Source organism: Bradyrhizobium cenepequi (assembly GCF_020329485.1).
Lineage (GTDB): Bacteria > Pseudomonadota > Alphaproteobacteria > Rhizobiales > Xanthobacteraceae > Bradyrhizobium > Bradyrhizobium cenepequi.
Genome location: NZ_JAGKJI010000002.1, coordinates 121,294 through 147,391, shown reverse-complemented (window position 1 = coordinate 147,391; position 26,098 = coordinate 121,294). Strand labels below are relative to the sequence as shown.

23 protein-coding genes are annotated in these 26,098 nt (G+C 63.8%); 4 read left to right on the top strand and 19 right to left on the bottom strand.

All coding sequences use genetic code 11. The features are described from left to right. Nucleotides 1-9: 9 nt before the first annotated feature. The gene (locus J6497_RS04035; protein WP_225702936.1) at nt 10-1,089 is read right to left on the bottom strand and encodes an ABC transporter ATP-binding protein; all 1,080 of its coding nucleotides are present in this window, start codon (nt 1,087-1,089) and stop codon (nt 10-12) included. After that, on the bottom strand, nt 1,086-2,645 hold the full coding sequence (glpD, locus tag J6497_RS04030) for a glycerol-3-phosphate dehydrogenase (protein ID WP_225702935.1): 1,560 nt from the start codon (nt 2,643-2,645) through the stop codon (nt 1,086-1,088). Before glpD ends, J6497_RS04035 begins: the two co-directional genes overlap by 4 nt. Nucleotides 2,646-3,113: 468 nt before the next feature. Here glpD and J6497_RS04025 point away from each other — a divergent pair, with 468 nt between their 5' ends. Beyond that, on the top strand, nt 3,114-3,401 hold the full coding sequence (locus J6497_RS04025; protein ID WP_225703215.1) for a type II toxin-antitoxin system ParD family antitoxin: 288 nt from the start codon (nt 3,114-3,116) through the stop codon (nt 3,399-3,401). Then, the gene (locus J6497_RS04020) at nt 3,361-3,765 is read left to right on the top strand and encodes a type II toxin-antitoxin system RelE/ParE family toxin (RefSeq protein WP_312010213.1); all 405 of its coding nucleotides are present in this window, start codon (nt 3,361-3,363) and stop codon (nt 3,763-3,765) included. The genes J6497_RS04025 and J6497_RS04020 overlap by 41 nt, the downstream gene beginning before the upstream one ends. A gap of 112 nt (nt 3,766-3,877) precedes the next feature. Here the strand turns inward: J6497_RS04020 and J6497_RS04015 are convergent, their stop codons facing one another. The 11 genes from J6497_RS04015 to J6497_RS03965 all read right to left on the bottom strand — a co-directional run bounded on the left by J6497_RS04015 (nt 3,878) and on the right by J6497_RS03965 (nt 19,263). Beyond that, a complete protein-coding gene (locus J6497_RS04015; protein WP_225703214.1) occupies nt 3,878-4,708 on the bottom strand; it encodes a DeoR/GlpR family DNA-binding transcription regulator in 831 nt (276 codons plus the stop codon). A gap of 277 nt (nt 4,709-4,985) precedes the next feature. Continuing rightward, the gene (locus tag J6497_RS04010; protein ID WP_225702933.1) at nt 4,986-5,177 is read right to left on the bottom strand and encodes a hypothetical protein; all 192 of its coding nucleotides are present in this window, start codon (nt 5,175-5,177) and stop codon (nt 4,986-4,988) included. Between the two features lie 427 nt (nt 5,178-5,604). Further along, nucleotides 5,605-6,027 carry an acyl-CoA thioesterase gene (locus J6497_RS04005; protein ID WP_225702932.1) on the bottom strand — a complete coding sequence of 141 codons (423 nt, stop codon included), beginning with the start codon at nt 6,025-6,027 and terminating at the stop codon, nt 5,605-5,607. Beyond that, a complete protein-coding gene (locus tag J6497_RS04000; protein WP_225702931.1) occupies nt 6,024-8,117 on the bottom strand; it encodes a 3-hydroxyacyl-CoA dehydrogenase NAD-binding domain-containing protein in 2,094 nt (697 codons plus the stop codon). Before J6497_RS04000 ends, J6497_RS04005 begins: the two co-directional genes overlap by 4 nt. A 2-nt stretch (nt 8,118-8,119) precedes the next feature. Further along, nucleotides 8,120-9,403, bottom strand: coding sequence for an acetyl-CoA C-acetyltransferase (locus tag J6497_RS03995; protein ID WP_225702930.1), 1,284 nt, complete (start codon nt 9,401-9,403; stop codon nt 8,120-8,122). Next, entirely contained in the window at nt 9,403-11,670 is a 2,268-nt protein-coding gene (locus tag J6497_RS03990) for an acyl-CoA dehydrogenase (RefSeq protein WP_225702929.1), read from the bottom strand. The genes J6497_RS03995 and J6497_RS03990 overlap by 1 nt, the downstream gene beginning before the upstream one ends. 255 nt (nt 11,671-11,925) lie before the next feature. Further along, entirely contained in the window at nt 11,926-12,549 is a 624-nt protein-coding gene (locus tag J6497_RS03985) for a flavin reductase family protein (protein ID WP_225702928.1), read from the bottom strand. A gap of 117 nt (nt 12,550-12,666) precedes the next feature. Continuing rightward, complete coding sequence (locus tag J6497_RS03980; protein ID WP_225702927.1) at nt 12,667-13,269, bottom strand: TetR/AcrR family transcriptional regulator; 603 nt, start codon at nt 13,267-13,269, stop codon at nt 12,667-12,669. 31 nt (nt 13,270-13,300) lie between these two features. Next, nucleotides 13,301-16,441 (bottom strand): efflux RND transporter permease subunit, encoded by a 3,141-nt coding sequence (locus tag J6497_RS03975; protein ID WP_225702926.1) that lies wholly within the window; start codon nt 16,439-16,441, stop codon nt 13,301-13,303. Nucleotides 16,442-16,480: 39 nt separating this feature from the next. Next, nucleotides 16,481-17,587: an efflux RND transporter periplasmic adaptor subunit gene (locus tag J6497_RS03970; RefSeq protein ID WP_225702925.1), complete on the bottom strand. Its 1,107-nt coding sequence runs from the start codon at nt 17,585-17,587 to the stop codon at nt 16,481-16,483. A gap of 347 nt (nt 17,588-17,934) precedes the next feature. Further along, nucleotides 17,935-19,263, bottom strand: a complete 1,329-nt coding sequence (locus tag J6497_RS03965; protein WP_225702924.1) for an MFS transporter — start codon at nt 19,261-19,263, stop codon at nt 17,935-17,937. Between the two features lie 189 nt (nt 19,264-19,452). Here J6497_RS03965 and J6497_RS03960 point away from each other — a divergent pair, with 189 nt between their 5' ends. Beyond that, nucleotides 19,453-19,845: a ribosomal maturation YjgA family protein gene (locus J6497_RS03960; protein WP_225702923.1), complete on the top strand. Its 393-nt coding sequence runs from the start codon at nt 19,453-19,455 to the stop codon at nt 19,843-19,845. 162 nt (nt 19,846-20,007) lie between these two features. Here the strand turns inward: J6497_RS03960 and J6497_RS03955 are convergent, their stop codons facing one another. The 4 genes from J6497_RS03955 to J6497_RS03940 all read right to left on the bottom strand — a co-directional run bounded on the left by J6497_RS03955 (nt 20,008) and on the right by J6497_RS03940 (nt 22,495). Beyond that, nucleotides 20,008-20,400, bottom strand: a complete 393-nt coding sequence (locus tag J6497_RS03955) for a hypothetical protein (protein ID WP_225702922.1) — start codon at nt 20,398-20,400, stop codon at nt 20,008-20,010. A gap of 274 nt (nt 20,401-20,674) precedes the next feature. Next, nucleotides 20,675-21,838, bottom strand: coding sequence for a winged helix-turn-helix domain-containing protein (locus J6497_RS03950; RefSeq protein ID WP_225702921.1), 1,164 nt, complete (start codon nt 21,836-21,838; stop codon nt 20,675-20,677). A 178-nt stretch (nt 21,839-22,016) separates the two neighbouring features. Then, complete coding sequence (locus J6497_RS03945; RefSeq protein ID WP_225702920.1) at nt 22,017-22,259, bottom strand: hypothetical protein; 243 nt, start codon at nt 22,257-22,259, stop codon at nt 22,017-22,019. Further along, nucleotides 22,256-22,495 (bottom strand): hypothetical protein, encoded by a 240-nt coding sequence (locus J6497_RS03940; protein WP_225702919.1) that lies wholly within the window; start codon nt 22,493-22,495, stop codon nt 22,256-22,258. Before J6497_RS03940 ends, J6497_RS03945 begins: the two co-directional genes overlap by 4 nt. 89 nt (nt 22,496-22,584) lie before the next feature. Between J6497_RS03940 and J6497_RS03935 the strand changes: the two genes are divergently transcribed. Further along, nucleotides 22,585-23,220 carry an OmpA family protein gene (locus J6497_RS03935; RefSeq protein ID WP_225702918.1) on the top strand — a complete coding sequence of 212 codons (636 nt, stop codon included), beginning with the start codon at nt 22,585-22,587 and terminating at the stop codon, nt 23,218-23,220. 224 nt (nt 23,221-23,444) lie between these two features. Here the strand turns inward: J6497_RS03935 and J6497_RS03930 are convergent, their stop codons facing one another. Next, a complete protein-coding gene (locus tag J6497_RS03930) occupies nt 23,445-24,515 on the bottom strand; it encodes a response regulator (protein ID WP_225702917.1) in 1,071 nt (356 codons plus the stop codon). Between the two features lie 97 nt (nt 24,516-24,612). Continuing rightward, nucleotides 24,613-25,899, bottom strand: a complete 1,287-nt coding sequence (locus J6497_RS03925) for a phospholipid carrier-dependent glycosyltransferase (protein ID WP_376708160.1) — start codon at nt 25,897-25,899, stop codon at nt 24,613-24,615. Nucleotides 25,900-26,098: the final 199 nt, after the last annotated feature.

Genomic DNA, 26,098 nt, shown 5'->3' with positions numbered 1-26,098 from the left:
TCATCTCCCTCAATTCCGGCCGGGAGCTGCGACCAGGCGATCGGCCAGGTCGAACACGAAGACGTTGTCGGGATCGAGCGCGGCGTTGAGTGCCTGCCCGGGTTGAAACTCATGCACGCCGTGCAGCACCGCGACCCAATTGGCGGAATCGCGCTGCAGGTGGACGAAGCTCTCCGAGCCGGTGATTTCGGTCACGCTGACGGTGGCCGGAAATACGTGACGGCCAGCGACGCCTTTCGCGACTTCGAGCTGGTGCGCGCGGAAGCCGACGCGATAGGCGCCGTCGGCGAGGTTCGCATAGAGGCCGGTCGCGGGCGCGCGCGTGCCGCCGGGATAGTGCACGGTGCCGTGCCGCTTCTCGATATTGACAATATTGAGCGGCGGATCGGAATAGACCTGCGCGACGCGCAGCGTCTGAGGCTGCCGATACACCTTCGAGCTGGAGCCGGCCTGCAGCACGCGGCCCTGCCACATGCAGATGGTGTCGCCACCGAGCAGCAGCGCTTCCGACGGCTCGGTAGTTGCGTAGACGAAGATCGCGCCTGACGCCTCGAAGATGCGCGGCAGTTCGGTGCGCAGTTCCTCGCGCAGCTTGTAGTCGAGATTGGCGAGCGGCTCGTCGAGCAGCACGAGGTCGGCGCCTTTGACCAGCGCGCGCGCAATCGCGGTGCGCTGCTGCTGGCCGCCGGAAAGCTGCAGCGGCGTGCGCTTCAGAAACGGTTCAAGCCGCAGAAGCCTGGCCGCATCCGCCACGCGCTTGTCAAGCTCCTCGCGCGGCCGCCCCTGCACGCGCAAGGGCGAGGCGATGTTCTCATAGACCGAGAGCGAGGGATAGTTGATGAACTGCTGATAGACCATCGCGACCGAGCGCTGCCGCACGTCGATGCCGGTGACGTCCTTGCCATCGACCAGCACGCGGCCGGTGGTCGGCTTGTCGAGCCCAGCGAGCAATCGCATGATCGAGGTCTTGCCCGAAAGCGTCGGCCCGAGCAGGACGCTGAGCGTGCCGCGCTCGAGCGTCAGCGAGACATCGTGAATGGCCGGGACGCCGTCCACGGTGCGCGTGACGTGGTCGAGCGTGACGCTCATGGCCGTCCTCCCGCTTCGCGTAGCGGACGTTCGCCGGACAGGCCATGAGCGACGATCCATTCGTCGAGCGCCGATATCTCGGCGGCCGACATCCTCAAGCCCAATTTGGAGCGGCGCCAGACGATGTCTTCGGCGGTCAACGCCCATTCGTTCGCCATCAGGTACCTGACTTCGCTTTCCGTCAAGGTGGCGCCGAAGGACTTTCCGAGATCGCCGATCGATTTCGCGTCGCCGAGTACTTTTGTCGCACGCGTGCCGTAGGCATGCGCGAGCCGGCTTGCATGCGCCTTCAACAGGAACGGATAATCGCGCACGAGTTCCGCAGCGAGCGCGTCGACCGCGGAGACATCCATGTCACCGCCGGGCAGCGGCGACTTGCCGGTCCAGCCCTCGCGGGCCTTATCCTCGCGGGGCGTGGCGCTGCGCAAATAGGGCGCGAGCCGCTCAAGCGCTTCTTCCGCCAATCGCCGGTAGGTCGTGATCTTGCCGCCATAGATCGAGAGCAGCGGCACGCCGCCAGGCGTATCGAGCTCGAACACATAGTCGCGCGTGGCGGCCTTCGCCTCGCTCGCACCGTCATCATAGAGCGGACGGACGCCCGAATAAGTCCAGACCACATCCTCCGGCTTCACCGGCTTCGCCAGATACTCGCTGACGGAGGCGCAGAGATAGCTGATCTCCTCCTCCGTCGCCTTCACCTTCGCGGGATCGCCATCATAGTCGCGGTCGGTGGTGCCGATCAGCGAGAAGTCATTCTGATAGGGAATCACGAAGACGATGCGGCCATCCGCGTTCTGGAAGATATAAGCGCGGTCGTGGTCGTAGAGTTTTTTCACCACGATGTGCGAGCCTTGCACCAGCCGCACTTTTGCGCGCGCGTTAACGCCGGCGCCCGAGGCCAGCACCTCCTCGACCCAGGGACCGCCGGCATTGACCAAGGCGCGCGCCCTCACCGTTCGGCGCGCGCCGCTGCCGCGGTCCTCGACCGTGACGGTCCAGAGGCCGTCGGCCTGCCTGATCTCGACGGCGCGGGTGCGCGTGCAGATCTCGGCACCGCGGTCGGCGGCATCGCGTGCGGTCAGCACAACCAGCCGCGCGTCGTCGACGAAACAGTCGGAATATTCAAACCCTTTGACGTAGCGATTCTTGATCAGGGGCTTGCCGACCTCATCGCGCGTGAGGTCCACCGAGCGCGTCGGCGGCAGCAGGTGGCGGCCACCGATATGGTCGTAAAGAAAGAGGCCAAGCCGGAGCAGCCAGGCCGGACGGAGGCCGGCGTGGTGCGGCAAGACGAAACGCAGGGGGCGGATGATGTGCGGCGCGATCTGCCAAAGGATCTCGCGCTCGATCAAGGCTTCGCGGACCAGGCGGAACTCGTAATATTCGAGATAGCGCAGCCCACCATGCACGAGCTTGGTCGACCAGGATGACGTCCCGCTCGCCAAGTCATTCATCTCACAGAGGAAAACGGAATTGCCCCGGCCCGCCGCATCGCGCGCGATGCCGCAGCCATTGATGCCGCCCCCAATGATTGCGAGGTCGAAAATCGGATCCAACAGACGCTTCCCCGGCCGCTCGCGTTCGCTTTGAGCGATTTCGCTTTCGGATTGGATTAGATCACAACGTAAAACGAAAGCAAACCGAAAATGGGGAACCGGCCTACGACTTGGGGATGAGAAGAAGTGAGGGCGGCAGCGGGCCTCATCCTTCGAGACGCCGCTAGCGCGGCTCCTCAGGATGATGGTTGAGAGGGTGGGGGTCATACACCAAGTCGCGCGCTCGACGGCGCGCCACGAGCGTAGTCTCTCCTCCTCATGGTGAGGAGGCGCGCCGCGGCCGATGAAGATGGGCACTATTGCTTCGCCGTGGCGCTATGACACCGGTGCCGAAAACGCGAGTGGCACGATGTTCATGCGCTGCGGCTGCCAGCAACACTACGCGGATCGGACGGTTGTGCTGACGAATCAACCATGGCATATTATGCCATAGCTATTCATGTTCTCGAACGGCCAGAGAGGACGCCGATGCCAACCAGAAACGTCGTGCTGACGAAACGCCAGGAAGAACTCATTGAAACCCTCGTCGAGTCCGGCCGCTACCAGAACGCCAGCGAGGTGTTGCGCGACGGGTTGCGACTGGTGGAGCAACGCGCCGCTGAGGATGCGAGCAGACTAAAAGCCCTGCGGGCGGCTGCTCGCGTCGGCATCGCCGCATTGGAGAGAGGCGAGTTCAAGGAATTCGCAACCGCAGAAGACCTGCACGCTTATTTGAATGATCTCTCGGAGAAGATTATTTCTCGAACGTCGGAATAGTCGCCTCATGGCCGAGCAGAAATGGCGTGTTCGTCTCGGCGCAGCCGCAGAGCTCGATTTTGCGAATATCCTGAAATGGACCGCCGAGAATTTCGGTCCTCGACAATCGCGAATCTATCGGGACACGCTCGTTCAGGCGATCGGCGAACTTGCGGACGGTCCTGACGTCGCGGGATCGAAGGCCCGAGACGAGATCATACGGGGTCTCCACACGCTCCCCGTCGCGCGACACGGGCGTCGCAGAAGCCATTTTCTGTTATACCGCGTAGCAACCAAACCGACGATCGAAATCGTCCGCATCCTGCACGACAGAATGGACCTTCAACGCCACATTCGATTGGGCACCGATGAGAGCGACGAATAGCACGCCGTGCAAGGCGCCCGCGGAAAGCTTCGCACAAATCCGGATAACCCAGCGCGCTCTGGCGTAGAGGCGAAAATGGCGCGCCAGCGCCGTCTCGAAGGGCGAGGCCGTGCTACACGCTCCGCAGTGTCACCGGCGCGGGCTCGGGTGTGGTGTCGTCGACATCGGCTGCCGGTTTGTCCATCGCTACGACCACCTCGATGCCACGCGTGTGGCAGATGCTCGCCAGTCCCGCTGGCAATGCGGTGTCGGTGACGAAGGTCTGGATCTGGCTGATATGGGCGATGCGGACCGGGGCGCTGCGGCGGAGTTTTGTTGAGTCCGCGACCAGCATCACGTTGCGCGCGTTGGCGATGATGGCCTGGGCGACCTGGACTTCGCGGTAGTCGAAGTCGAGCAGCGCGCCCTCCTCGTCGATCGCCGACGCGCCGATGATCGCGTAGTCGACCTTGAACTGGCCGATCAATTGCGTCGCGGTGGAGCCAACCACGGCGCCGTCGGCGCGGCGCACGGTGCCACCCGCCACCACCACCTCGATGCGGGGATGGCGGTAGAGCAGCATCGCGACATTGAGGTTGTTGGTGATAACGAGCATGTCCTCGTGCGAGGTCAGCGCGCTCGCGACCTCCTCCGTCGTGGTGCCGATATTGATGAAGAGCGAACTGCCGTTCGGAATGCGAGCCGCGGCCGCCGCCCCAATCGCCTTCTTCTCTTCGGCAGCGACGAAGCGCCGCGCCTCATAAGCAAGATTTTCCACCCCTGACGCGATGATCGCGCCGCCATGGATGCGCGTCAGCGAGCGCCGGTCGCAGAGGTCATTGAGGTCCTTGCGGATCGTCTGCGCGGAGACCTCGAAGCGTTTTGCCAGATCCTCCACCACCACGCGGCCAAAGGCGCGGGCGAGGTTGAGGATCTCGGTCTGGCGGTGGGTCAATACGGGCACGGCGGCACCTTGCGGTGTGGAACGCCCTATGGTGCGGCGGTTTGGTGCCGCGGTCAACGGCACTATCTCCACGCGCCGTCCGGGCTTGTGCGGCGCCGCGCTCCTTCCCCCTGAAAGGGGGAAGGTTGGGATGGGGGTCTGCTGCCGCGAGTCGCACTGTTCATGCGGAGAGAGTTGATCCCCACCCGGTTTGCGCCTGCGCGCAAACCGACCTCCCCTTTTCAAGGGGAGGTGATGGGCCGCCGCTTTCGCAGGGACGGAGAGGGCATCCTGGAATCTATGATGCCAATTTCAGCTCGCCTTCGGCAAGGCGGCGCGCAGCGCGTTCGGCTTCGCGGGCGTTGCGGAAGATCTGGCCCTCGAGTCGGTTGAATTGATGACTGGCCGCAAAGAAGCGATAGCCACGCTCATCGCGCACGACGATGCCGGCCGGATTGGAGCCGACTTCGATGATGTAGGTATCAGACATTTCCCAGTCCCAATTGAAGTGCGGGCCTATAACGTGATGTGAGCCTGATCGTTCCACAGATCTCGCCGCCGTGCCCTGCGAAAACCGATGCCCGGCGTCACGAAATATCCGCACTTGCTCCATCTTCCGGAGCACCGAATCACCTGCTCTCGCGAGATGTGGGATACGAGCGGCTGATAACAATCGTGTGTAAGCGATGAGACTAGAGTGTGATGAGGTCAGGCGGAATTGCATCAGTGACGGAAGCTACGCCCCCTCTCCCGCTTGCGGGAGCGGGTTGGGGTGAGATGCCTCCGCGATGGGACTTTCCGTGGAGAGAGAACCCTCACCCGGCGCGGAGCCTGTACTCGGACGGCGCGAAGCGCCGATCCGGGTGCGCCGACCTCTCCCGCAAGCGGGAGAGGTAAAACCAACCGCCTCCGGTGCTCTACGTCGCAAGCGTCGCGCCGTCGCGCGTGATCGGCTGCGGCCGGCCGTGGTCGTCGATCGAGACGTAAGTGAAATTGCCGTCGGTAACCAGGATCGACTGCCGGTCTTTCCGTCGCAGCACCCAGGCTTCGAGATGGACGGTGACCGAGGTGCGGCCGATCCGCACCAGATTGGCGTGCACGGACACGAGATCGCCGACATAGACAGCTTTACGAAAATTCATCGCCTCGATCGCGACAGTCACGGTGCGCGATTTCGCGACCTTCGAGGCGAACACGCCGCCGCCGAGATCCATCTGGCTCAGCAGCCAGCCGCCGAAGATGTCGCCATTGGCGTTGGTATCCGCCGGCATCGCCAGCGTGCGGATGCAGAGATCGCCCCGCGGTTCGTTCTCCGACAGCGGTACGGTGGTGTCAGTCACTTGAAACTCTCCCAGCCGGCATCGGGCGCAAAGCGGCCACCAAGCTTCTGAGCGAGCGCCTGCAGCGTCGACACCACATTCTCGACGCCGCGCGTGCGCGCGTAATTCAAAGGACCGCCGCGGAATGGCGCATAGCCGGTGCCGAAGATCATGGCGCCATCGACCACGTCGGCATTATCGACGATGCCTTCGCGCAAACAGGCGACGCAGACGTTCGACATCGGCAGCACCAGGCGATCGATCATTTCCTGCGTGGGCTCGGTGGTCAACGCCGGTGCAGAAGTCTTCTCTCGCTTGCCGTCCTTCCAGAGATAAAACCCCTTGCCGGTCTTGCGGCCGAGCTCACCCCTGGCGACCTTCTCGCGCAGCCATGCCGGCGTCGGCGGCAACAGGTCGCCGAATTTCGAGCGCAGCATGTCGCCGACATCGAGGCAGATGTCGAGGCCGACCTGATCGGCAAGCTCGATCGGGCCCATCGGCATCCCGAACTTCTTCGCCGCCGCATCGATGACTGATTTGTCGACCTTCTCGTCGAGCAGCAGCATTGCTTCCAGCATATAGGGCGTCAGCGCGCGGTTGACGAGGAAGCCCGGCGAGCTCTTCACCGGGAGCGGCAAGCGGTCGATGGCGCCGACGAAGGCAAGCGCCTGCTTCAACAGCTCGCCGTCAGTGCCGTCATGGCTGACGACCTCGACGAGCTGCAGTCGCGAGACCGGATTGAAGAAATGCAGGCCGAGCAAGCGCTCAGGCTTTCCGAGCGCCGCGCGCAGATCCTGCAGCGGGATGCTGGAGGTGTTGGTCGCAAGGATCGCGCCGGGCTTCATCTTCGGCTCGAGACCGGCATAGACCTTCTGCTTCAGCTCGAGCTTTTCCGGCACCGCCTCGATGATGAGGTCGGCATTGCGCACGCCCTCGCCGTCCATATCCGGGATCAGACGGTCATGCGCATCGCGCACGTCCGTACGCTTGCGGATGATCTTCCTGTAAAGATCGTCGGCGCGCTTGATCGCGCCCGCAACCGGCTCCGGCTTCATGTCCGAAAGCGTGACGCGCAGATCCCGCCCTGCGCACCAGGCAGCGATATCGCCGCCCATCGCGCCGGCGCCGATGACGTGGACATGCGTGATCCTATTGCCGCCTCCTGCGAGCTTCTTCATCTGCTCGCGCAGGAAGAAGACGCGGATCAGGTTCTGCGCCGTTGGCGTCACCATCAATTCGGCGAAGGAACGCTTTTCGGCCGCGAGCATTGCATGCTTCTCGCTGCCGTATTTCTCCCAGAGGTCGATCAGCGCATAGGGCGCGGGATAGTGCGCCTGTGGTGCGGCCTTGGCGGCCTCGCTGCGCATGCGGGAAGCAAGAAAGCCACGCACCGGACCGAAGTTCAGGAGCGTGTTGAGCGACCCGGGCCTGGCGCGTTTCAAGCGGCCGAACACGGCGTCCTTCACCGCGCTGCTGACATGGCGCTCCTGCGTCACCGCATCGACCAAGCCGAGCGATTTGGCCCGGCGCGCATCGATGGTCTTGCCGGTCAGCATCAGACTCATCGCCTGCATCGGGTTCACGAGCTGCGTGAAACGCACGGTGCCACCTAAGCCGGGATGCAGGCCGAGCATCACCTCGGGAAAGCCGAACCGCGCACCATCGATGGCAATCCGCGACTGGCAGGCCAGCGCGACTTCGAGGCCGCCGCCGAGGCAGAAGCCGTGGATCACGGCGACCGTCGGCACGCGCAGCGCTTCGAGCCGGTCGATCACCGCATGCGCCCGGCCGATCTCGGTTTCGACCACGCGCGCATCGCTGGCGCCGCGGAATTCGTTGACATCGGCCCCGGCGATGAAGCCGCTTGTCTTCGCCGAGCGGATGACGAGGCCGGTCGGACGCTGGCTTTCGAGCGAGGTCAGCACCGCATCGAATTCCTCGAGCACCTCGGCGTTCAGCGTGTTGGCGCTGGCGCCTTCACGGTCGAACAGCAGCCAGGCGATGCCGTCGCCATCGCGCGTCAATTTGAAATGCTTGTAGGGGCCGGCTTCCCGCGCAGGCCCGAGTTCGAGCACGCGCCCCTCGAGGACGTTCATGATCTCGGAATCCATGATCACACCGTCTCTATCAGCATGGCGCCGCCTTGCCCGCCGCCGATGCATTCGGTGGCAACGCCGCGCCGCTTGCCGAGCCGCGTCATCGCGTTGACGAGATGCAGCACGATGCGGTTGCCGCTGGTGCCGACGGGATGGCCGAGGCTGATGGCACCGCCATCGACGTTAAGCTTCGCATCATCGATCTGCCCGGCAGCACCATCGAGGCCGAGAATCTCGCGGCAGAATTTCTCGTCATTCCAGGCGGCAAGACAGCCGAGCACCTGCGTGGCAAAGGCCTCGTTCAATTCCCACGTCTCGACGTCCTGCAAGTTCAATCCATTGCGCTTCAAAAGCGCTGTCGCCGACAGCACGGGGCCAAGGCCCATGATGCCTGGATCGAGCGCGGCCCACTGGCTGTCGAGGATGACGGCCTTGGGCTTCAGCCTGTGCTTTGCCACCGCCTCTTCGGAAGCGAGGATCACCCAGGAGGCGCCGTCGGTGATCTGCGAGGAATTGCCCGCGGTGACCTGGCCCCAGGGGCGCTCGAACACCGGCTTCAATTTTGCCAGCGTCTCCGGCGTCGAGTCCGGGCGGACGCCGTCGTCGCGATCGTAGAACTTGCCGTCGCGCGAGAACGACGTCTCGACTTCGCCCTTCAGCCAGCCTTCGCTCTGGGCTTTCGCCAGGCGCCGGTGGCTCTCGGCAGCGTAAGCATCGGATTGCGCGCGCGTGATGCCGAAGAGATGGCCGACGACCTCCGCGGTCTGCCCCATGTTGAGTTCGGTGATGGGATCGGTGAGCCCACGCTCCAGGCCGATGATCGGCTTGAAATAGCCGGGGCGGAGCTTGAAGAAGGCGGCAATCTTCGCACCCACGCTCTTGGCGCCGGCAAGACCCGCAAACCAGCGCACGCCGGCATTGGGCCAGACCAGCGGCGCGTGGCTCAGTGCCTCGGCGCCGCCGGCGAGGATGAGATCGGCCGCGCCTTCGCGGATGTAGCGATAGCCGGTGTCGATCGACTGCATGCCGGAGCCGCAATTGATCTGCACGGTGAAGGCGACCATCTTCTCGCCCATGCCGAGTCGGAGCGCGGCGACGCGCGCCGGGTTCATCTCGTCGGCAATGACATTGACGCACCCGAGGATCACCTGGTCGAAAGCATCAGGCGCGAACGGCTGCCGCGCCAGCAGCGGCCGGCCGCATTGCACGGCCAGATCGACAGGCGTGAACGGCCCAGGACCAGCGCGCGCCTTCAGGAACGGCGTACGGCTGCCGTCGACGATAAAGACTGGTCGCGCCATCAGCTCGCCGCCCTCTGCTCTCCCAATTCCTGAAAGAACTGATGCACATCGGCGCCTTTCCTGTAAATCGGCGACAGCGCCTCGGGCGCGAAATCATCGACCTCGATCACCGCAGCGACGGCCGCGCGGGCGGCCACGAGCTTGTCGGCATCGGATTGGGTGATGACGCCCTTCTTCACCGCTTCGTCCGGATCTTGCAGCCGCGCGGCGCGCATATGCCTGACGATGTCTTCGGCAGCGCTGACCAGGCGGAAGGCCTTTTCCAGCCGTGCCACGCCGCCATCATCCTCGACGAAGGCCAGATCAGGCGTGATGCGGTCGCGTGCGGCCGACGGCTCCAGCACCAGCGCAGCGCATTGATGCACGACGCGGTCGGACGGCCCGAGCACGCGGGCGCCGAACGGCTGGATCAAGAGCTTCAGGATTACAGCCACGAACCGGTTCGGCAGGTTGGCGAGGATCTCGGCGAAGCGGTTCTCGATGGTCTTGAAGCCGCTTGCCATGCACCATTCGAGCGCAGCGAAATCCTCCTTCTGCCGGCCTTCGTCCTGCCAGCGCTTCAGCGCAGCCGAAAGCAGATAGAGCTCGGAGAGGATGTCGCCGAAACGGGCCGAGAGCATCTCCTTGCGCTTGAGCGCGCCGCCGAGCGTGAGCAGCGCCATATCGGCGCAAATCGCAAAGCCTGCGGAGTAGCGCGAAAGCTGGCGGTAGAATTTCGTGGCGTCGCCCGCGTCGGGCGCCGGCGCGAACAGGCCAAAAGTCCAGCTCCGCCCCATGGCGCGGAACTTGGTCTTGATGACGTGGCCGATGTGTTTCCACAACGCCTTGTCGAAGGCGTCCAAGCCTTTGGCGCGGTCGGCTTCGCCGAGCGCCGTCATCTCCTCCAGGAGATAGGGATGCGCGCGGATCGCGCCCTGGCCGAACACGATCAGATTGCGGGTGAGGATGTTGGCGCCTTCCACGGTGATGCCAACCGGCACCGCGCGGTGCAGATTGCCGAGATAGTTCTGCGGGCCGTCGATCACGGCCTTGCCGCCATGGATGTCCATGGCGTCGTCGATCGCAATCCGCATCCGCTCGGTCGCGTGCAATTTCATGATGCCGGAGATGACAGCGGGATGATGGCCGGCGTTCAGCGCGGCGCAGGTCAGCCGCCGCGCGGCGTCGAGCTGGTAGGCGGTGCCGACGATGCGCGCGAGCGGCTCCTCGACGCCCTCGAACTTCGAAATCGAGATGCCGAACTGCTCGCGGATGCGGGCATAGGCGCCGGTGGTGCGCGCAGCATAAGCGGCGCCGGCAGCCGACAGCGACGGCAGCGAGATGCCGCGGCCGGCGGCGAGCGCCGTCATCAGCATCTTCCAGCCTTGGCCGAGCCGCTCCTTGCCGCCGATGATGTAGTCGAGCGGGATGAAGACGTCGCGACCCCAGTTCGGGCCGTTCTGGAACACCTGCATCGCCGGCAGATGGCGGTGGCCGATCTGGACACCAGGCAGATGCGTCGGAATCAGCGCGACCGTGATGCCGAGCTCTTCCTGGTCGCCGACGAGATGATCGGGATCGTAAGCCTTGAACGCAAGTCCGAGCAACGTGGCAACCGGCCCGAGCGTGATGTAGCGCTTGTGCCAGTTGAGGCGCAGGCCGATCACCTCGTTTCCCTCGAAATTGCCCTTGCAGATAATGCCGGTGTCGACCATCGAGGCCGCATCCGAGCCGGCTTCGGGGCTGGTGAGGCCGAAGCACGGAACGTCGTGGCCCGAGGCCAGGCGCGGCAGCCATTTTTCCTGCTGCTCCCTGGTGCCGAAGCGCATCAGGAGTTCGCCGGGGCCGAGCGAGTTCGGCACCATCACGGTGACCGCCGCGGTCAGCGAACGCGAGGAGAGTTTGCGGACCACCTCGGAATGCGCATAAGGCGAGAAGCCGAGGCCGCCGAATTCCTTCGGGATGATCATGCCAAAGAATTTTTCGCGCTTGATGAAGTCCCAGACCTCGCGCGGCAGGTCGCGCAATTCCCAGAAGATCTTCCACTCGTCGAGCATCTTGCAGAGCTCGTCGACGGGGCCGCTCAGGAAGGCTTTTTCCTCTTCCGTCAATTCGGCTTGCGGATAGGCGAGCAGCTTCGACCAATCGGGGTTGCCGGAAAAGAGGTCGGCGTCCCACCAGACGTCGCCGGCTTCCAGTGCCTCGCGCTCGGTGTCCGACATGGTCGGCATCACGCCGCGGGCGAACCCGAAGATCGGCTTGGTGATGAAGTCGCGACGGAAACTCATGGCGGTATCCTCATGATCGGCGGCGCGTTCCGGCATATGTTAGCGGAATGTGGCCGACAGAAGTGAATACTTCGCTGGCAAATTGACGCGAATTGACGCGGCTGAGATAACGGCCGGAGCGCCGTGTCAGTTCCGGATGAGGTTCGTAGCCACGCTATCGGCGTCGGAAAATCGTGGGCAAAGCGTAGCGTGCCCACCATCCCGGGCGGAGTGTTGATGGTGGGCACGCTACGGTTTGCCCACCCTACGTCAGAACTAATCCGGGCGGACCATCTCGAACATGTTCTCGGGCCGGATCTCGAAATAGTCACCTCTCCGGCCGGCGCGGACGATGGGGCGGGCGGCCGCGGTCTGGTAGACGCCGTCCTTGATCATGGCCTTGTCGATGTGGACGGCGACGACTTCCCCGAGCGTGAGCCACGCCTGCGCCTTCTCGCCGTCGGCGCCCTGGAGCTGGACGATCTGCGTCAGCTTGCACTCGAAGGCGACCGGGCTCTCCGCCACCCGCGGCACGCCAACGATCTTGCTGGGGGCCGCCGTCAGGCCCGCGATCGCGAACTCGCTCACATCATGGGCGACATGGGCGGCGGTTGCGTTCATCTGCTTCGCCAGATCCATGGTCGCCAGATTCCAGACGAACTCCCTGGTCTCCTGGATATTGGCGACGCTGTCCTTCCAGGAGGTGGAGGAGAAGCCGATGATCGGCGGGACGTAGCAGAAGCCATTGAAGAAGCTGTAGGGCGCGAGATTGACGTGACCCTTGGCGTCGCGCGAGGAGATCCAGCCGATCGGCCGCGGAGCGATGATGGCGTTGAAGGGATCGTGCTTGAGGCCGTGGCCGTTCTTCGGCTCGTAATAATGCAGGTCTTTCGCGGTCACGCTGGGCTCTCTCGTGTTCGTAGCCCGGATGAAGCGAAGCGCAATCCGGGGCTATCACAAGCGGATGGACTGATCCCGGATTACGCGTCGCTTCATCCGGGCTACAAGCAGGCCAGCCTATTTACCACGCGGCGAGAGACCCGCGATCACAAAATCGATCATCTGGTCGATAGTCGGGCCAGGCTTGGTGGCGCATTGGGCGATCATCTGGGGGTGGAAGAAGCGCATCATCGCGGTACAGGCGCAGATTGCGGCGAGCGGCAGGTCGGGCGCCTCGAATTCGCCGGAGGCGACGCCCTGGGCGATCACTTGGCCAATGATGCTGGTGATCAGCTCGATATGGGAGACGCAGACCTCCCAGTCCTCCTGCATCGCGATCTCGACCATCTCGTGCAGCTTGGAATCACCAACATAGCGTTCGGTGTTCATCCGGTTGACGGTCTTCATCAACTCACGCAGGCGGGGGACCGCGGGTCCCGGCCGATCCGCGATCCGCTGCGCCTCAACCTCGACCTCGCCCATCAGCGTCCGCGCCACACCTTCGTGGATCGCCTTCTTCGAATCGAAGAAGCGATACACGTTGGCGGGGCTCATCCGGAGCTCCTTGGCGATATCGGCGACCGTCGTCTTCTGGTAGCCGATCTGGCGGAACAGCCGTTCGGCCACCACGAGAATCCGCTCCCGGGTGTCACTCTCGATATGTTCCGAAACCAGCGTCATCTGTCAGGACTCAATTCGTGTTACTGTTCAACTATTCAGCGGCCTCAGCAAGCGGAATTGCCGGGCGCGCATTGCCGTCATGCTGCGCCGCCGAAGCGGCTTTCTCGCCCGTGCCGCTCTCCTCCAGGCTCTTGCGGAACCATAGGGCATAAAGGCCCGGCAGGTACAAGAGCGTCAGGAAGGTCGCGACGAACAGGCCACCCATGATCGTGATCGCCATCGGGCCCCAGAACGCCGAGCGCGACAGCGGGATCATCGCCAGGATCGCGGCGAGCGCAGTCAACACGACAGGGCGGGCGCGGCGGACGGTGGCCTCCACGATCGCCTCCTTCCGGGTCAGGCCATGGGTGACATCGGTCTCGATCTGGTCGACCAGGATCACGGCGTTGCGCATGATCATGCCGGCGAGCGCGATCAGGCCGAGCAGCGCCACGAAGCCGAACGGCTGGTTGGCGACGTTGAGCCCGAGGGAGGCGCCGACAATGCCGAGCGGCGCCGTCAGGAACACCAGGAACAGGCGCGAGAAGCTCTGCAACTGGATCATCAGCAGCGTCAGCATCACCAGCACCATCATCGGGAAGAGCACGAAGATCGATGCATTGCCCTTAGCCGATTCCTCGAACGCGCCGCCTGGCTCGATCCGGTAGGCCGGCTCGAGATGGTTCTGGATGTCCTTGAGCTTGGGCGAGATCTGGTTGGTCACGTCAGGAGCCTGCACGCCGTCGACGACGTCGGATCGCACGGTGATCGCCATGTCGCGGTTGCGCCGCCACAGGATCGGCTCCTCATGCGCATACTCGATTTTTGCGATCTGCTGTAGCGGCACCGCGACACCATTGCGTGAGGTGATCGTGAGATCGCCGACGCGCCCCAGATCGAGCCGCTCGGACGGCACGGCGCGGGCGACCACGCCGACCTTCTCGATGCCGTCGCGGATGGTCGTGACCGGCGCGCCCGAGATCAACATCGACAGCGCCTGCGAGACCTCCTGCGGGGTCAGGCCGAGCGCGCGGGCGCGGTCCTGGTCGACGGCGAGCTTGAGGTAAGGCGACTGCTCGTTCCAGTCGAGCTGCACGTCCTTGAGGTTCGGGTTCTGCCGCATGACGTCGCGCACCTGATAGGCGATATCGCGCACCTTCTGGGCGTCGGGACCGATCACGCGGAACTGAACGGGGAAGCCGACCGGCGGGCCGAAATTGAAGCGGTCGACGCGCACGCGCGCCTCGTTGAGCGCGCCATTGGCCGCCGCATTCTCGATCTTGGCCTTGACGCGCTCACGCGCTTCGACGTCCTTGGCCAGGATCACGATCTCGGCAAAGGCCTCGTTCGGAAGCTGCGGGTTGAGGCCGAGCCAGAAGCGCGGCGAGCCCTGGCCGACATAGGCGGTGTAGGTCGCAATATCCTTGTCGCCCTTCAAGAGAGCTTCGGCCTTCTTGACCGCCTTCTCGGTCACGTTGAACGCGGTGCCTTCCGGCAAGCGAAGCTGCAGGAACAGCTCGGGGCGCTCGGAGAGCGGGAAGAACTGCTGCTGGACATGGCCGAAGGCGACGATCGAGGCGACGAACACGCCGACGGTCGCTGCCACCACCTTGATGCGGTGGTTGACGCACCACTGCACCACCGCGCGTAACCCGCGGTACATCCGGGTCTCATAGATCGCATGCGGATCGTGGTTGTGATGCACCTTGATGTTGGGCAACAGCTTCACGCCGATATAGGGCGTGAAGATCACCGCGACGAACCAGGACGCGACCAGCGCGATCGCGACGATCCAGAAGATGCCGCCGGCATATTCGCCGACGGCCGAATTGGCAAAGCCGATGGGGAGGAAGCCTGCCGCGGTGACCAGCGTGCCCGTCAGCATCGGGAACGCCGTGGATTCCCAGGCGAAGGATGCGGCGCGCATGCGGTCCCAGCCCTGCTCCATCTTCACCACCATCATCTCGACCGCGATGATGGCGTCATCGACCAAGAGGCCGAGGGCGATGATCAACGCGCCGAGTGTGATGCGGTGCAGGTCGAGCGACATCGCGTTCATGACGATGAAGACGATCGCGAGCACCAGCGGCACCGACATCGCCACAACGATGCCGGTGCGCCAGCCGAGCGCGAGGAAGGAGACGAACAGCACGATCGCGAGCGCCTCGATGAAGGAGTGCACGAACTCACCGACCGCATGCTCGACCACCTTGGGCTGATCGGCAATCTGCTCGACATCGATGCCTTGCGGCACGGCCTTCATGAATTCGGCGGTCGCCTTTTTGACCTCCTCGCCGAGCTCGAGGATGTTGGCGCCCTTGGCGGTGACCACGCCGATGCCGAGCGCGGGCTTGCCTTCCTGGCGCACGGTGAAGGTCGGCGGATCGACGAAGCCGTGGGTGACGGTCGCGATGTCGCCCAGGCGGAACACCCGGCCGTTGCTCTCGACAGGGGTTTCGGCCACCGCCTTTGCGCCGTCGAGCGCGCCGGTGACGCGCAGCGGCACGCGCTGCGAGGATGTCTCGACCGTGCCGGCCGGGGTTACGTTGTTCTGCTTGGCGAGCGAGTCGAACAGCGCCTGCGGGGTGATGCCGAGCGTGGCGAGCTTGGCATGGGAGAACTCGACATAGATGCGCTCGTCCTGGGTGCCGTAGAGGTCGACCTTGGTCACCCCCGCCACGCGCAACAGCCGCTGGCGGAAGCCTTCGGCCGCCTTCTTGAGCTGCGCGTAATCGGCGCCGTCGCCGGTCATCATGTAGAGGATGGAGTCGACGTCGGAAAACTCGTCGTTGACGACGGGACCGAGGATTCCCTGCGGCAGCTGGCCCTGCACGTCGACCAGCTTCTTGCGCAGGAGATAGAAGAGATAGGGCACGTCCTTCGGCGGCGTCGAATCGCGGAACGTCACCTGCATCGCCACGAAGGCGGGCTTGGAATAGGTCTGCACCTTCTCGAAGAACGGCAATTCCTGCAGCTTCTTCTCGATGGGGTCGGCGACCTGGGTCTGCATTTCGTTTGCGGTCGCACCGGGCCACATCACGGAGACGTTGACCACCTTCACCGTGAAGAACGGATCCTCGGCGCGGCCGAGGCGCTGATAGGAGAAGAAGCCGGCGGCGCCGAGCGCGATCATCAGGAACAGGATCAGGGTCGGATGGCTCACCGCCCAGCCCGACAGGTTGAAGCGCTTCATGTCACCCTCCAATATCCAGAACCGTTTGCGGCGAACGGATCAGAACGATAGCGACGCGACGACGCGGACCTTCTGGGCCGGGTCGAGCTTCTGCACCCCGAGCGCCACCACTTTCGCGCCCTCCTCGACGCCGCCGGCAATGACGACGCAGTTGCTCTCATAGGCCTTTACCTTGACCGGCTTCAGCGAGATCTCGCCGGCGTCGCTCACGACGTAGAGCGAGGGATCGCCGCCCTGGCTGTACAGCGCCGACAGCGGCAGCTTTGCCACGCGCTCGGTCTCTGCATCGGCGAGCGTCAGCGTCGCCGTCATGCCGAGCGAGACGTCGTCGCCGGCTTCTGGCAGCGAGAATTTTGCCAGATAGGTGCGAGTGGCGGGATCGGCCGAAGGCGCAACTTCGCGCAGCTTCGCCGCGTACTTCTTGCCCGCCTCCGACCACAGCGTCACGGTGGCAACGCCGGTCTTGGCGCGGCCGAGCAAGGTCTCGGGGATCGCGACCACCGCCTCCTTCTCGCCAAGCCGCGCCACGCGGATCGCGGTCTGGCCGGCGGCCACGACCTGGCCGGGCTCGATCAGGGTCGAGGTGACGACGCCGCGGGTGTCGGCGACGAGCGTTGCATAGGAAAGAGAATTCTTGGTCAGTTCGACCGAGCGTTCGGCGCGGTTGAGACGGGCGCGCGCCTCGTCGGCCGCGGCGCTGCTCTGGTCCAACTGCGCGTCCGTGGTCCAGCCCTTGGCCCGCAGATCCTTGGCGCGTTTCTCGGCGGCGGACGCCTGCGCCAGCACGCCGGTGGCGGCGCGCACTTCGGCTTCGGCCTGCTCGGCCTGCAGCTTCAGGTCGACTTCATCGAGGGTCGCGAGTGGCTGATCGACATCAACCGTCTGGCCGACTTCGACGAGGCGTTTTGCGACCTTGCCGGCGACCCGAAAGCCCATGTCGCTTTCGATCCGCGGCTTGATCGTGCCGACAAAGCTACGCTCAGGGGTTTCGGCCTCATAATGCACCATGGAAACCAGGACCGGACGCCCGGGGTCAGCCTTCTCCGCAGCCGTCTCGTTGCAGCCGGCCAGCGAAATCGCCGCCAGCGCCAGCAGCACGCCAGCTAGAAGCTTGTAATAATTCGCGAAAATCGAACGGGCGAACATCGGTCTCTCCATTGGCCTGATGCTTGGTGGAGAGTATTGATTGATCACTGACGAATGTCAATAATCGTCAGTAAACACCAATTCGTGAGGTCGGCCGTGATTGACGGTTGTAAATGCGGTGACGGCAGGGAGTCGGCCCGAACCGAGACTCCGTAGCCCGGATGGAGCGGAGCACAATCCGGGGTCTCGCCACGTTGATGGACCGGTCCCGGATTACGCTTGCACTTCATCCGGGCTACGGGCCGAGCAATGGTCCGTAGGACGGGTAGAGCGCAGCGAAACCCATCGATACGCGCGCGGGGGAAATGATGGGTTTCGCTGCGCTCTACCCATCCTACGAAGCTCTGCTACTTCGCGCTGGCGAATTCGGTCTTGGTCTCGTGGCTGCCGAGGAAGACGAGAAGGCCGGCTGCCAGCGGCAACAGCGACAGTACGAGCAGGCCGGTCGAGGTGTTGCCGGTGGCGTCCTTGACCCAGCCGATCAGGTACGGTCCGCCGAAACCGGCGAGGTTGCCGATCGAGTTGATCAGCGCGATCGCGCCGGCGGCCGCCGTGCCGGAGAGCCAGGCGGTCGGCAATGTCCAGAACACCGCGAAGGTGCAGAAGATGCCGATCGCCGCGATCGTCAGCACGACCATGGTGATGATGGGATCGGTCAGGTAGCTGGAGACGCCGAGCGCGAGCGCCGTGAGCAATAACGGCCCGCCGACATGGGCGACGCGCTCGCGGCTGGCGTCGGAGTGCCGTGCCCACAGCACCATCGCGATGGTGCCGAACAGATAGGGAATCGCGGTGACGAAGCCGGTCTGCGCGTTGGTGAGACCGAAGGCTTTCACGATCTGCGGCAGCCAGAACTGCATGCCATAGAGCGCGCCGACGAAGCCGAAATAGATCAGGCTCAGCGCGATCACCTTGGGTGAGGACAGCGCCTCGCCAAGCGTGAGATGCCGGACCGCCTGCTTGGCCGCGACCTCGGCCTGCAGCTTTGCCGCCAGCCATGCCTTCTGCTCCGCGGTCAGCCAGTTCGCCTTCTCCGGCTTGTCGGTGAGATAGAACCAGGTGACAATGCCAAGCAGCACCGAGGGGATGCCCTCGATAATGAACAGCCACTGCCAGCCCCTCAGGCCCATCACACCGTCGAGGCCGAGCAGGAGCCCGGAGACCGGCGCGCCGATCACGGTGGAGACGGGAACAGCTATGGCAAAAGCGGCAAGGAAGCGAGCGCGGTATTCGGCCGGATACCAATAGGTCAGATAAAGGATAATGCCGGGGAAGAAGCCGGCTTCCGCCACGCCGAGCAGGAAACGCAGCACGAGAAAACTCCACTCGCCGCTGACGGTCGCCATCAGCGCAGAGATCACGCCCCAGGTCACCATGATGCGGGCGATCCAGCGGCTGGCGCCGAATTTCTCCAGCGCGAGATTGCTCGGCACCTCGAAGATGAAATAGCCGATGAAGAAGATGCCGGCGCCCCAGGCAAACACCAGCGGCGAGAACTTCAGGTCTGCATTCATCGTCAGCGCGGCGAAGCTGAGATTGACGCGGTCGAGATAGGAGAAGAAGTAGGCCAGCACCAGGAACGGGATCAGGCGCGCCGAGATGGCGCGGATGGTCGAGGTCTCGATCTCGCTTTTCGCGGTCGCGGCGGAAGCGATGGTGGTGGCGGTCTGGCTCATGGGTCTCCCCCCGAGGGCTGTTATTGCTGTTGCGAGCGGGTTTTGAGCATCAGGCGCACGGTGTCAATCGGAATTGTGACAACGGCTCATCCGCGAGGAGCGCGCGTGGAGCGAGGCAGGCTCGGTCGCAAGCTTGCGCCCAGCGGCGGGCCGCGCTTTAGCTCCGTCTCCCAAGAGGCTTTCCCGACCATGATTGTCCGCATCCTGCTTTGTCTTTCGATCATCATCGCCGGCCTGGCGCTGCGCCGGTTTGGCTTCGGCGTCGACCTTCCGGCGTTCGTCGTGAAGTATGGAGGCTCGATGTTATGGGGGACGATGGTGTTCTTCCTCGTCGCGAGCGCCGCGGCGGGGTGGTCCCGGCGGACGGCGGCATTGGTCGCGCTTGCGGTCGCGGTCGGCGTGGAATTGTTTCGGCTGGTGCATACGCCGTGGCTCGACGCTTTCCGCCTGACGACCGCGGGCGCGCTGTTGCTCGGCCGCGTCTTCTCGCTGTGGAATATCGTCGCCTATGCCGCGGGGATCTTGCTTGGTGCGGCTCTGGATCGTTCTGCGATGTCAATCAAGGTGCGCAGGGCGGATTAGCGACAGCGTAGTCCGCCTACCCTTCTCGTCATTCCGGGGCGATGCGCAGCATCGAGCCCGGAATCCATGGTGCCACTTGAACATGTGGCTCGATGGATTCCGGGCCTGCGCCTGGCGGCGCATCCCGGAATGACGCCAGAGAGTTCGGCTCCAGGCTGTCCGCTACCGCCGTACCTTGCGCGTTTTCTTTGCAGCCTTCCTGGTCTTCTTCGCGGTCTTCTTGGCCGCCTTGGCTGAGCGCTTCTTGGCGGATTTCTTGCCGGCTTTGCTGGCCGACCTTTTCCGCGCGGTCTTCTTTGCCGCGGCCGCCGCCCGTCTTGCTCCGCCTGCCACCCGCTTGGGTGCCGCACGCCGCTTGCGCGGCGGGGCCGTTGCCAGCGGCGGCACCATCATCGGATCGGAGACGAGGCCGTCGGCCGCGAGCGGCACGTAGGTCGCCGTGCGCTCATCGGCTTTCGTCACCCCCTCATCCGGCTTCAACGCGTCGCTTGCGGTGCTGGCGACGCTCTTCACCGTATCCGTGAGCTTGTCGAGAATCGATTTGTCCTTGCCCATAACGCCTCCCTGAAATTTAGTCGCAACGAACTAACCGGCCGGAAGGCGGCCGGTTCCCGATGTGAAACTTAGAGTCGTATAGCGGGGATCAGTTCTCACCTTCGTCATTCCGGGGCGATGCGCAGCATCGAGCCCGGAATCCATAGCTCCGCCGGCGTACGTGGCACAATGGATTCCGGGCCTGCGCCTTGCGGCGCATCCCGGAATGACAGGGGAGAAAGTGACGAACGGAAACGATCGTCATCGCAAGCCAATGGCTTTGCGCATCCTCAATTCAGTTGCCGAGCTGGAAGCGTTCGAAGCGGTGCAGTTCTTCCTCGATGCGGGGTTTGAGGTCCTTGCGGGCACCTCGCTTGGCGCCGCTGCCGACCCAGCTCCATTTCTGCATCAGAAGCTTCTTGTCCGCCCGGTCGGTCTTCAGATCGATGGCGGCGACGATCTCGTCGCCGACCAGGACCGGCAGCGCAAAGTAGCCGAACAGGCGCTTTTCCTTGGGCACATAGGCCTCGAAGCGGTGGCCGTAACCGAAGAACAGCTCGGTGTGCTTGCGCTGGATGATGACGGGATCGAACGGCGAAAGGATGTGGACCAGTGCGGGATCCACCTCACCTGTCGGCTGCAGCACCTCGGGGCGGGCCCAATGCTCCTGCTTGCCGGCGCCTTCGAGCGCGACCGGCACCAGCTCCCCTCGCCGCAGGCGCGCCTCGATCAGGCGGCGCACCGGCTTCTTGCTGGGCGCATCGAGGTGGCAGATCGAATCCAGGCTGACGACACCCTGCGAACGCAGCGCACGGTCGAGCAGATAGGCGGTGATCTCGCGCGCCGAAGCCGGCTTCGGCGGCTTATCCCAGCCGAAATGCCGCGCCGTCAAGTCGTAGGTCTTCAGCATGCCGTTGCGCTCGCTGATCGTCAGCACGCCGGTGTAAAAGGCTAGCTGCAGCGCGCGCTTCGACGGCTTGCGGCTCTGCCAGAGATGCTCCTTCTCCACCAGCACGTCGTCGTCGATATCGCGGATGGTGAGCGGTCCCTCGCGGATCAGGCGCATCACCTTGCGCATGTCGGCGGGGGTGACCGAATTGAACCATTTGTGGCCCTCGCGCCTGTGCTGCCGCATCGCCGGCAGGAAGAAGCGCAGATCCCCGGCCGGCACATAAGAGAGGGCATGGGTCCAGTATTCGAACACGCTCCTATCGACGCTCTGGGCGTGGCGCAGATCGGCGCGGCGGTAGTCTGGAATGCGGCTGTAAAGGATGTGATGGTGGGCGCGCTCGATCACATTGATGGTGTCGATCTGCACATAGCCGAGATGTTCGACCGCAGCGGCGACCGCGGCCGGCCCGTCACCGAACGGCACGGGCGTATCGAGCCTTTGGGCGCACAGCCAGATGCGGCGGGCGTCCGTCCTGCTCAGGCGATGGGATGGAATCGGGCGGGGCATCACCCGCAATGTAGAGCATGATCCAGAAAAGTGGACGCCGGTCTTGCGAAGAGATCATGCTCGAAGGGAGCCATGAGGTCATGCTTGGATCATGATCTCACGCATTTGCGTCGCAGGGCAGAAGCAACGAAAGGCCGCGCCAGGTGGCGCGGCCAAAGCTGCAATCGTTCGTGGAGGACTACTTGGGCGCCGCCTGGGCCTCCAGGTAGTGCTTGCAGGCGCCGCGCATGTTGCCCTTGCTCATTTCGGCGTTGGCCTTGCTCATGCTCTTGGCGATCGCCATCTTGCCGGGCCCTTCCGGCATCGTGTTCATCGCGGCGGTCGACTTGGCCATGTTCTCCGTGGTGCAGGCCATCGGCTTGGCAAAAGCAGGTGCGAAGACGACAGTCGAGAACGCGGCAGCCAGGATCAATCGTTTCATTGGAAAAATCTCCCTTGGAATGAAACCGGCGACACACCAACCAATGCAATACGCATTGGCTGGTTGCCGTGCTTCCAGTGGAAAGTTATTTTTCTTGTATTGCAACGCGATGAAGCAGAGGCGAGCTGCGACCAGCGGTCGCGGTCGTCAGCCGATTTGCCGTCGGCACACAGGACGACCTTCCGGGATGCTTTTTGGTGCGCGGCAGCATCGCGCTTGCGGGCGATCCGTATCACGTTCGCTCCATTGAACCTGACCTATCGTCAGCGCGCCAAAACGCCAAGCGAGCCAATCCGGCTGGCGCATAGTTAGAGGATTTAGGACGATGACCCCCTTTCATGGAGTTTCCATCCTGGCGATCGGGGCCGCGCTGTCGATGACGGCCGGCCTGGCGTTCGCCGGAGACAGCGTCGTTCGAGCCGATCAGATCGTGAACGCTCTCACATCCAAGCCGCTGACCCGCGGCCTGTCGACGGGCCCGCAGCAGGTCGACACCGCGGCAACCGCCAAGGAGACGAGGTTCGTCGACAGCCTGCGCAACCGTCCGACCCGCTCGCTGTCGCTCGGCGAGCGCCAGGAGATCGCCGAGCTCGCCGCGACCAAACCGCAGATCAACCTCGAAATCCATTTCGACTTCAACTCGGCCGAAATCAGCAAGAGTTCGTCACAGGCGGTGCAGGAACTCGGCAAGGCGCTGTCGAATCCGAGCCTGAAGGGCTCGACCTTCGTGGTGGCCGGTCACACCGACGCGGTCGGCAGCGAGGACTACAACCAGCAGCTCAGCGAGCGCCGGGCCGACACGATCAAGAAATACCTGGTCGAGCGTTACGGCATCACCGGCTCCAACCTGGTCACGGTCGGCTATGGCGAGAGCAAGCCGAAGGATCCGAACGCGCCGCTCGCTCCGGCCAACCGCCGGGTGCAGGTCGTCAACATGGAAGCCAAGACGGCGTCGCAGTGATGTGGCGCAATCCGGGCAAGGCTACCGCTTGTCGAGCGAAAGTCGCCCTAGCCGCAAGTTCACCTCTCCCGTAGGGAGAGGTCGCGCCAAAGGCGCGGGTGAGGGGTTATGGTCCCTCGATAGAGCAAATCCCCTCACCCGGCGTTACACCGACCTCTCCCTACGGGAGAGGTGAACAGAGGCAGCGCCCGTCATGGACACAATTGACCTGATCTCATCAAGCTCTACGGCTTGTCGAGCATTTCCCTGATCCGCGCGGCGAGCACGGTTTGCGTCAGCGGCTTCTGCAACAGCGATACGTCGTCGTCCGTCCGATCCTGATCGTCGCCGACGGTATTGCCCGCATAGCCGGTCATGAACAGCACTTTCAGGTTGGGCTCGAGACGGTGCAGCTCATCGGCGAGTTCGCGGCCGTTCAGGCCGGGCATGATGATATCGGTCAGCAGCAGATCGACATGGAACTGCCCGGTCTTGAACAGCGCCAGCGCGACTGAGCCATTGGCGGCTTCGTGGACCTTGTAATTGAGGTCCTGCAGGGTCTCCACCAGATAGGAGCGCACACTGTCTTCATCCTCGACTACCAGGATCGTCTCATTACCAGCACTGCCAACGACTGGCGTGGCGCCCTCCTTGATAGGGGCGGCGGTGGCGGGCGGTGCCTGGTAGGCGGGCTTGGGGTCGGGCGGCTCGCCCCGCGCATGGGTGAGAAGCTGCTGCGTCAACACCGCCGCTCTCTGCGCGCTGCTCGAGGCATTTCCGATCACGCGCGCCAGCCGGTCGCGCTTGACGCCGCTGTCCGATTGGACGCTGCGCGCGGCGATTTCGAGGTTGCCGCTGATGACCGTTAACAGATTGTTGAAATCGTGCGCGACTCCGCCGGTCACCTGCTGCGACTGTCGCAGCAAGTCCTCGGCCTCACGGAGCTGCGAGGGTGAGGGCAGCGCCAAAAGCTTCGGCAGCAGCGGCCACAGCATGGCGGCGGTGACGATGGAGGCGGCGGCCGTCAACAATTTGACGATGCCCTCGATGCCATAGATCGGCACCCAGAGCGTGACGATCGACAGCACATGGGTAAAGCCGCAGAACAGGATGAAAAGCGCAAAAGCCCAGAAGACCCAGCCGAACGCGACGTCGCGCCGCTTTGACACGAAGATGGCCAGCGCCACCGGAATGGAGAAGTAGGCAGCCGCGATGACCGCATCGGAGATGACGTGGAGCCAGATCAGCCCAGGCTCCCACAACAGGCAAATCCCGTGCGGGGAAAGCGTTGACGAGTCGAAGAGGCGCTCGAGCATGACGGTCGTTCCATTGCCTTGAAGCAAGTCGATGGACCTACCCTTGCATACAAAAGTCCATGAGCGGTTACTGCCCGTCAAGCCTTGCCGCGGCAGCTCAGATCCAGTTCTGGAACAACATCAGCCGGTTGAAACTCGCCATCGAGGTACCGATAAAGGCCGCCGAGATCGGCAGCATGGCCACAAGGCCCAGCGCGCCGACGGCGACGAAGGCCCATAATAGCCAGCGCGGAGTCTGGCCGCGGGTCAGCGCATAGACCAGCGCAAAGCTCGCGGTGGTCGCCGCCGGCAGGTAGTAATAGATGAAGCCGAGCGTGCGCGGCAGCAACGCCCAGGCGAGATAGGGGCCAAAATAGAACGCCAGCACCAGGAACGCATCTGCCCGCCGAACGCTGATCCAGTCGCGCAAGGCGACCGCCAGCGCGGCGAGTGCCGGCCACAGGATCAGGGGATTGCCGAACAGGACCACGGCGGCGATGCGATCGTCATCGAGCTTGTCGAAGAGATACCAGACCGGGCGCACCAGGAACGGCCAGGACGGCCATGAGCTCATATAGGTGTGGCCGGCGATCGCAGTGGTGGTGTTGTCGGAAAAGATGCGGCGCTGCGCCTCCAGGATATCGGGAAACGAAAATCCGTAGAGCGGAACAAAGCTCGTGAGATAGACGATCGCGGGCAGCAGCACGAAGCATGCGACGAAGTGATGAGAACGGAAATCAGGCCAGACGTCCGGCCGGTACCAGTCCTCTGCTCTCGGGTCGGCGAACTGCGTGCGCCAGCCTTGCATCAGCCGGATCACGGCGACGATGGCGATGCAGGTCGCGAGCACGAACAGGCCGCTCCATTTGCAGGCGACAGAGAGGCCGGATGCGATCCCCGCTAGCGCAAAGTAGAGATGCGGCCGCGATCGCGTGAAGCCATAGGCAAACGCCGCGATCGCGAGCAGGCTGAAGGCGAGCGAGAAAATATCGAGCATCGCGATCCGCGACTGCACGAACAGCATCTGGTTGAATGCGGCGATCAGCGTTGCCGCGATCGCGGACGACTGCCGAGCGAACAACGCCAGTCCGCCGAGATAGACCGCGACCAGCGCCAGCGCTCCGAACAGTGCGGCGGGATAACGCCAGCCAAACGGATTGTCGCCGAACGTCCCGATCGACAGGGCGATGAACTGCTTGGCGAGCGGCGGATGCATCGGGTTGAGCATCGGCTGCGGCATCACCGGCTCCAGCATCTGCCGCGCTGCCGGCACGTAATGCACTTCGTCGAAGTAGAATTTTTCCGGCGCAGTGACGCCGATCAGGAGCAAGAGATGCGCGACGATAAAGATACTCGCCGCGGTGAGAGCAGTGCGCGCGGATGGAACGGAAGGTGATTCAGGCACGATGTGTTCGATCGCGGTGCAGCAATGAAGTCAAGTGTGAGCGCTGCCGATTTTTCTGTCCATCGGATTGAACGTATTTCGCGCCGATCGTCACCAAGAATCGGGGTCGCGGGACCCAGGATGAGAGGATAGATGGGTAGGGTGGGCAAACCAAAGCGTGTGGGCACGGCGCAAGCGCGCCTTGCCCACCCTACGCTTC

Excerpts from the sequence above, each read along its gene's own strand:
- J6497_RS04035 (WP_225702936.1), bottom strand. The coding sequence starts at position 1,089 with ATGAGCGTCACGCTCGACCACGTCACGCGCACCGTGGACGGCGTCCCG.
- J6497_RS04010 (WP_225702933.1), bottom strand. The coding sequence starts at position 5,177 with ATGTCTGATACCTACATCATCGAAGTCGGCTCCAATCCGGCCGGCATC.
- J6497_RS03990 (WP_225702929.1), bottom strand. The coding sequence starts at position 11,670 with ATGAGTTTCCGTCGCGACTTCATCACCAAGCCGATCTTCGGGTTCGCC.
- J6497_RS03960 (WP_225702923.1), top strand. The coding sequence starts at position 19,453 with ATGATTGTCCGCATCCTGCTTTGTCTTTCGATCATCATCGCCGGCCTG.
- J6497_RS04020 (WP_312010213.1), top strand. The coding sequence starts at position 3,361 with ATGATCTCTCGGAGAAGATTATTTCTCGAACGTCGGAATAGTCGCCTC.
- J6497_RS03975 (WP_225702926.1), bottom strand. The coding sequence starts at position 16,441 with ATGAAGCGCTTCAACCTGTCGGGCTGGGCGGTGAGCCATCCGACCCTG.
- J6497_RS03945 (WP_225702920.1), bottom strand. The coding sequence starts at position 22,259 with ATGAAACGATTGATCCTGGCTGCCGCGTTCTCGACTGTCGTCTTCGCA.
- J6497_RS04025 (WP_225703215.1), top strand. The coding sequence starts at position 3,114 with ATGCCAACCAGAAACGTCGTGCTGACGAAACGCCAGGAAGAACTCATT.
- J6497_RS03970 (WP_225702925.1), bottom strand. The coding sequence starts at position 17,587 with ATGTTCGCCCGTTCGATTTTCGCGAATTATTACAAGCTTCTAGCTGGC.
- J6497_RS04000 (WP_225702931.1), bottom strand. The coding sequence starts at position 8,117 with ATGGATTCCGAGATCATGAACGTCCTCGAGGGGCGCGTGCTCGAACTC.
- J6497_RS03955 (WP_225702922.1), bottom strand. The coding sequence starts at position 20,400 with ATGGGCAAGGACAAATCGATTCTCGACAAGCTCACGGATACGGTGAAG.
- J6497_RS03965 (WP_225702924.1), bottom strand. The coding sequence starts at position 19,263 with ATGAGCCAGACCGCCACCACCATCGCTTCCGCCGCGACCGCGAAAAGC.
- J6497_RS03950 (WP_225702921.1), bottom strand. The coding sequence starts at position 21,838 with ATGCCCCGCCCGATTCCATCCCATCGCCTGAGCAGGACGGACGCCCGC.
- J6497_RS03930 (WP_225702917.1), bottom strand. The coding sequence starts at position 24,515 with ATGCTCGAGCGCCTCTTCGACTCGTCAACGCTTTCCCCGCACGGGATT.
- J6497_RS03935 (WP_225702918.1), top strand. The coding sequence starts at position 22,585 with ATGACCCCCTTTCATGGAGTTTCCATCCTGGCGATCGGGGCCGCGCTG.
- J6497_RS03995 (WP_225702930.1), bottom strand. The coding sequence starts at position 9,403 with ATGGCGCGACCAGTCTTTATCGTCGACGGCAGCCGTACGCCGTTCCTG.
- J6497_RS03980 (WP_225702927.1), bottom strand. The coding sequence starts at position 13,269 with ATGACGCTGGTTTCGGAACATATCGAGAGTGACACCCGGGAGCGGATT.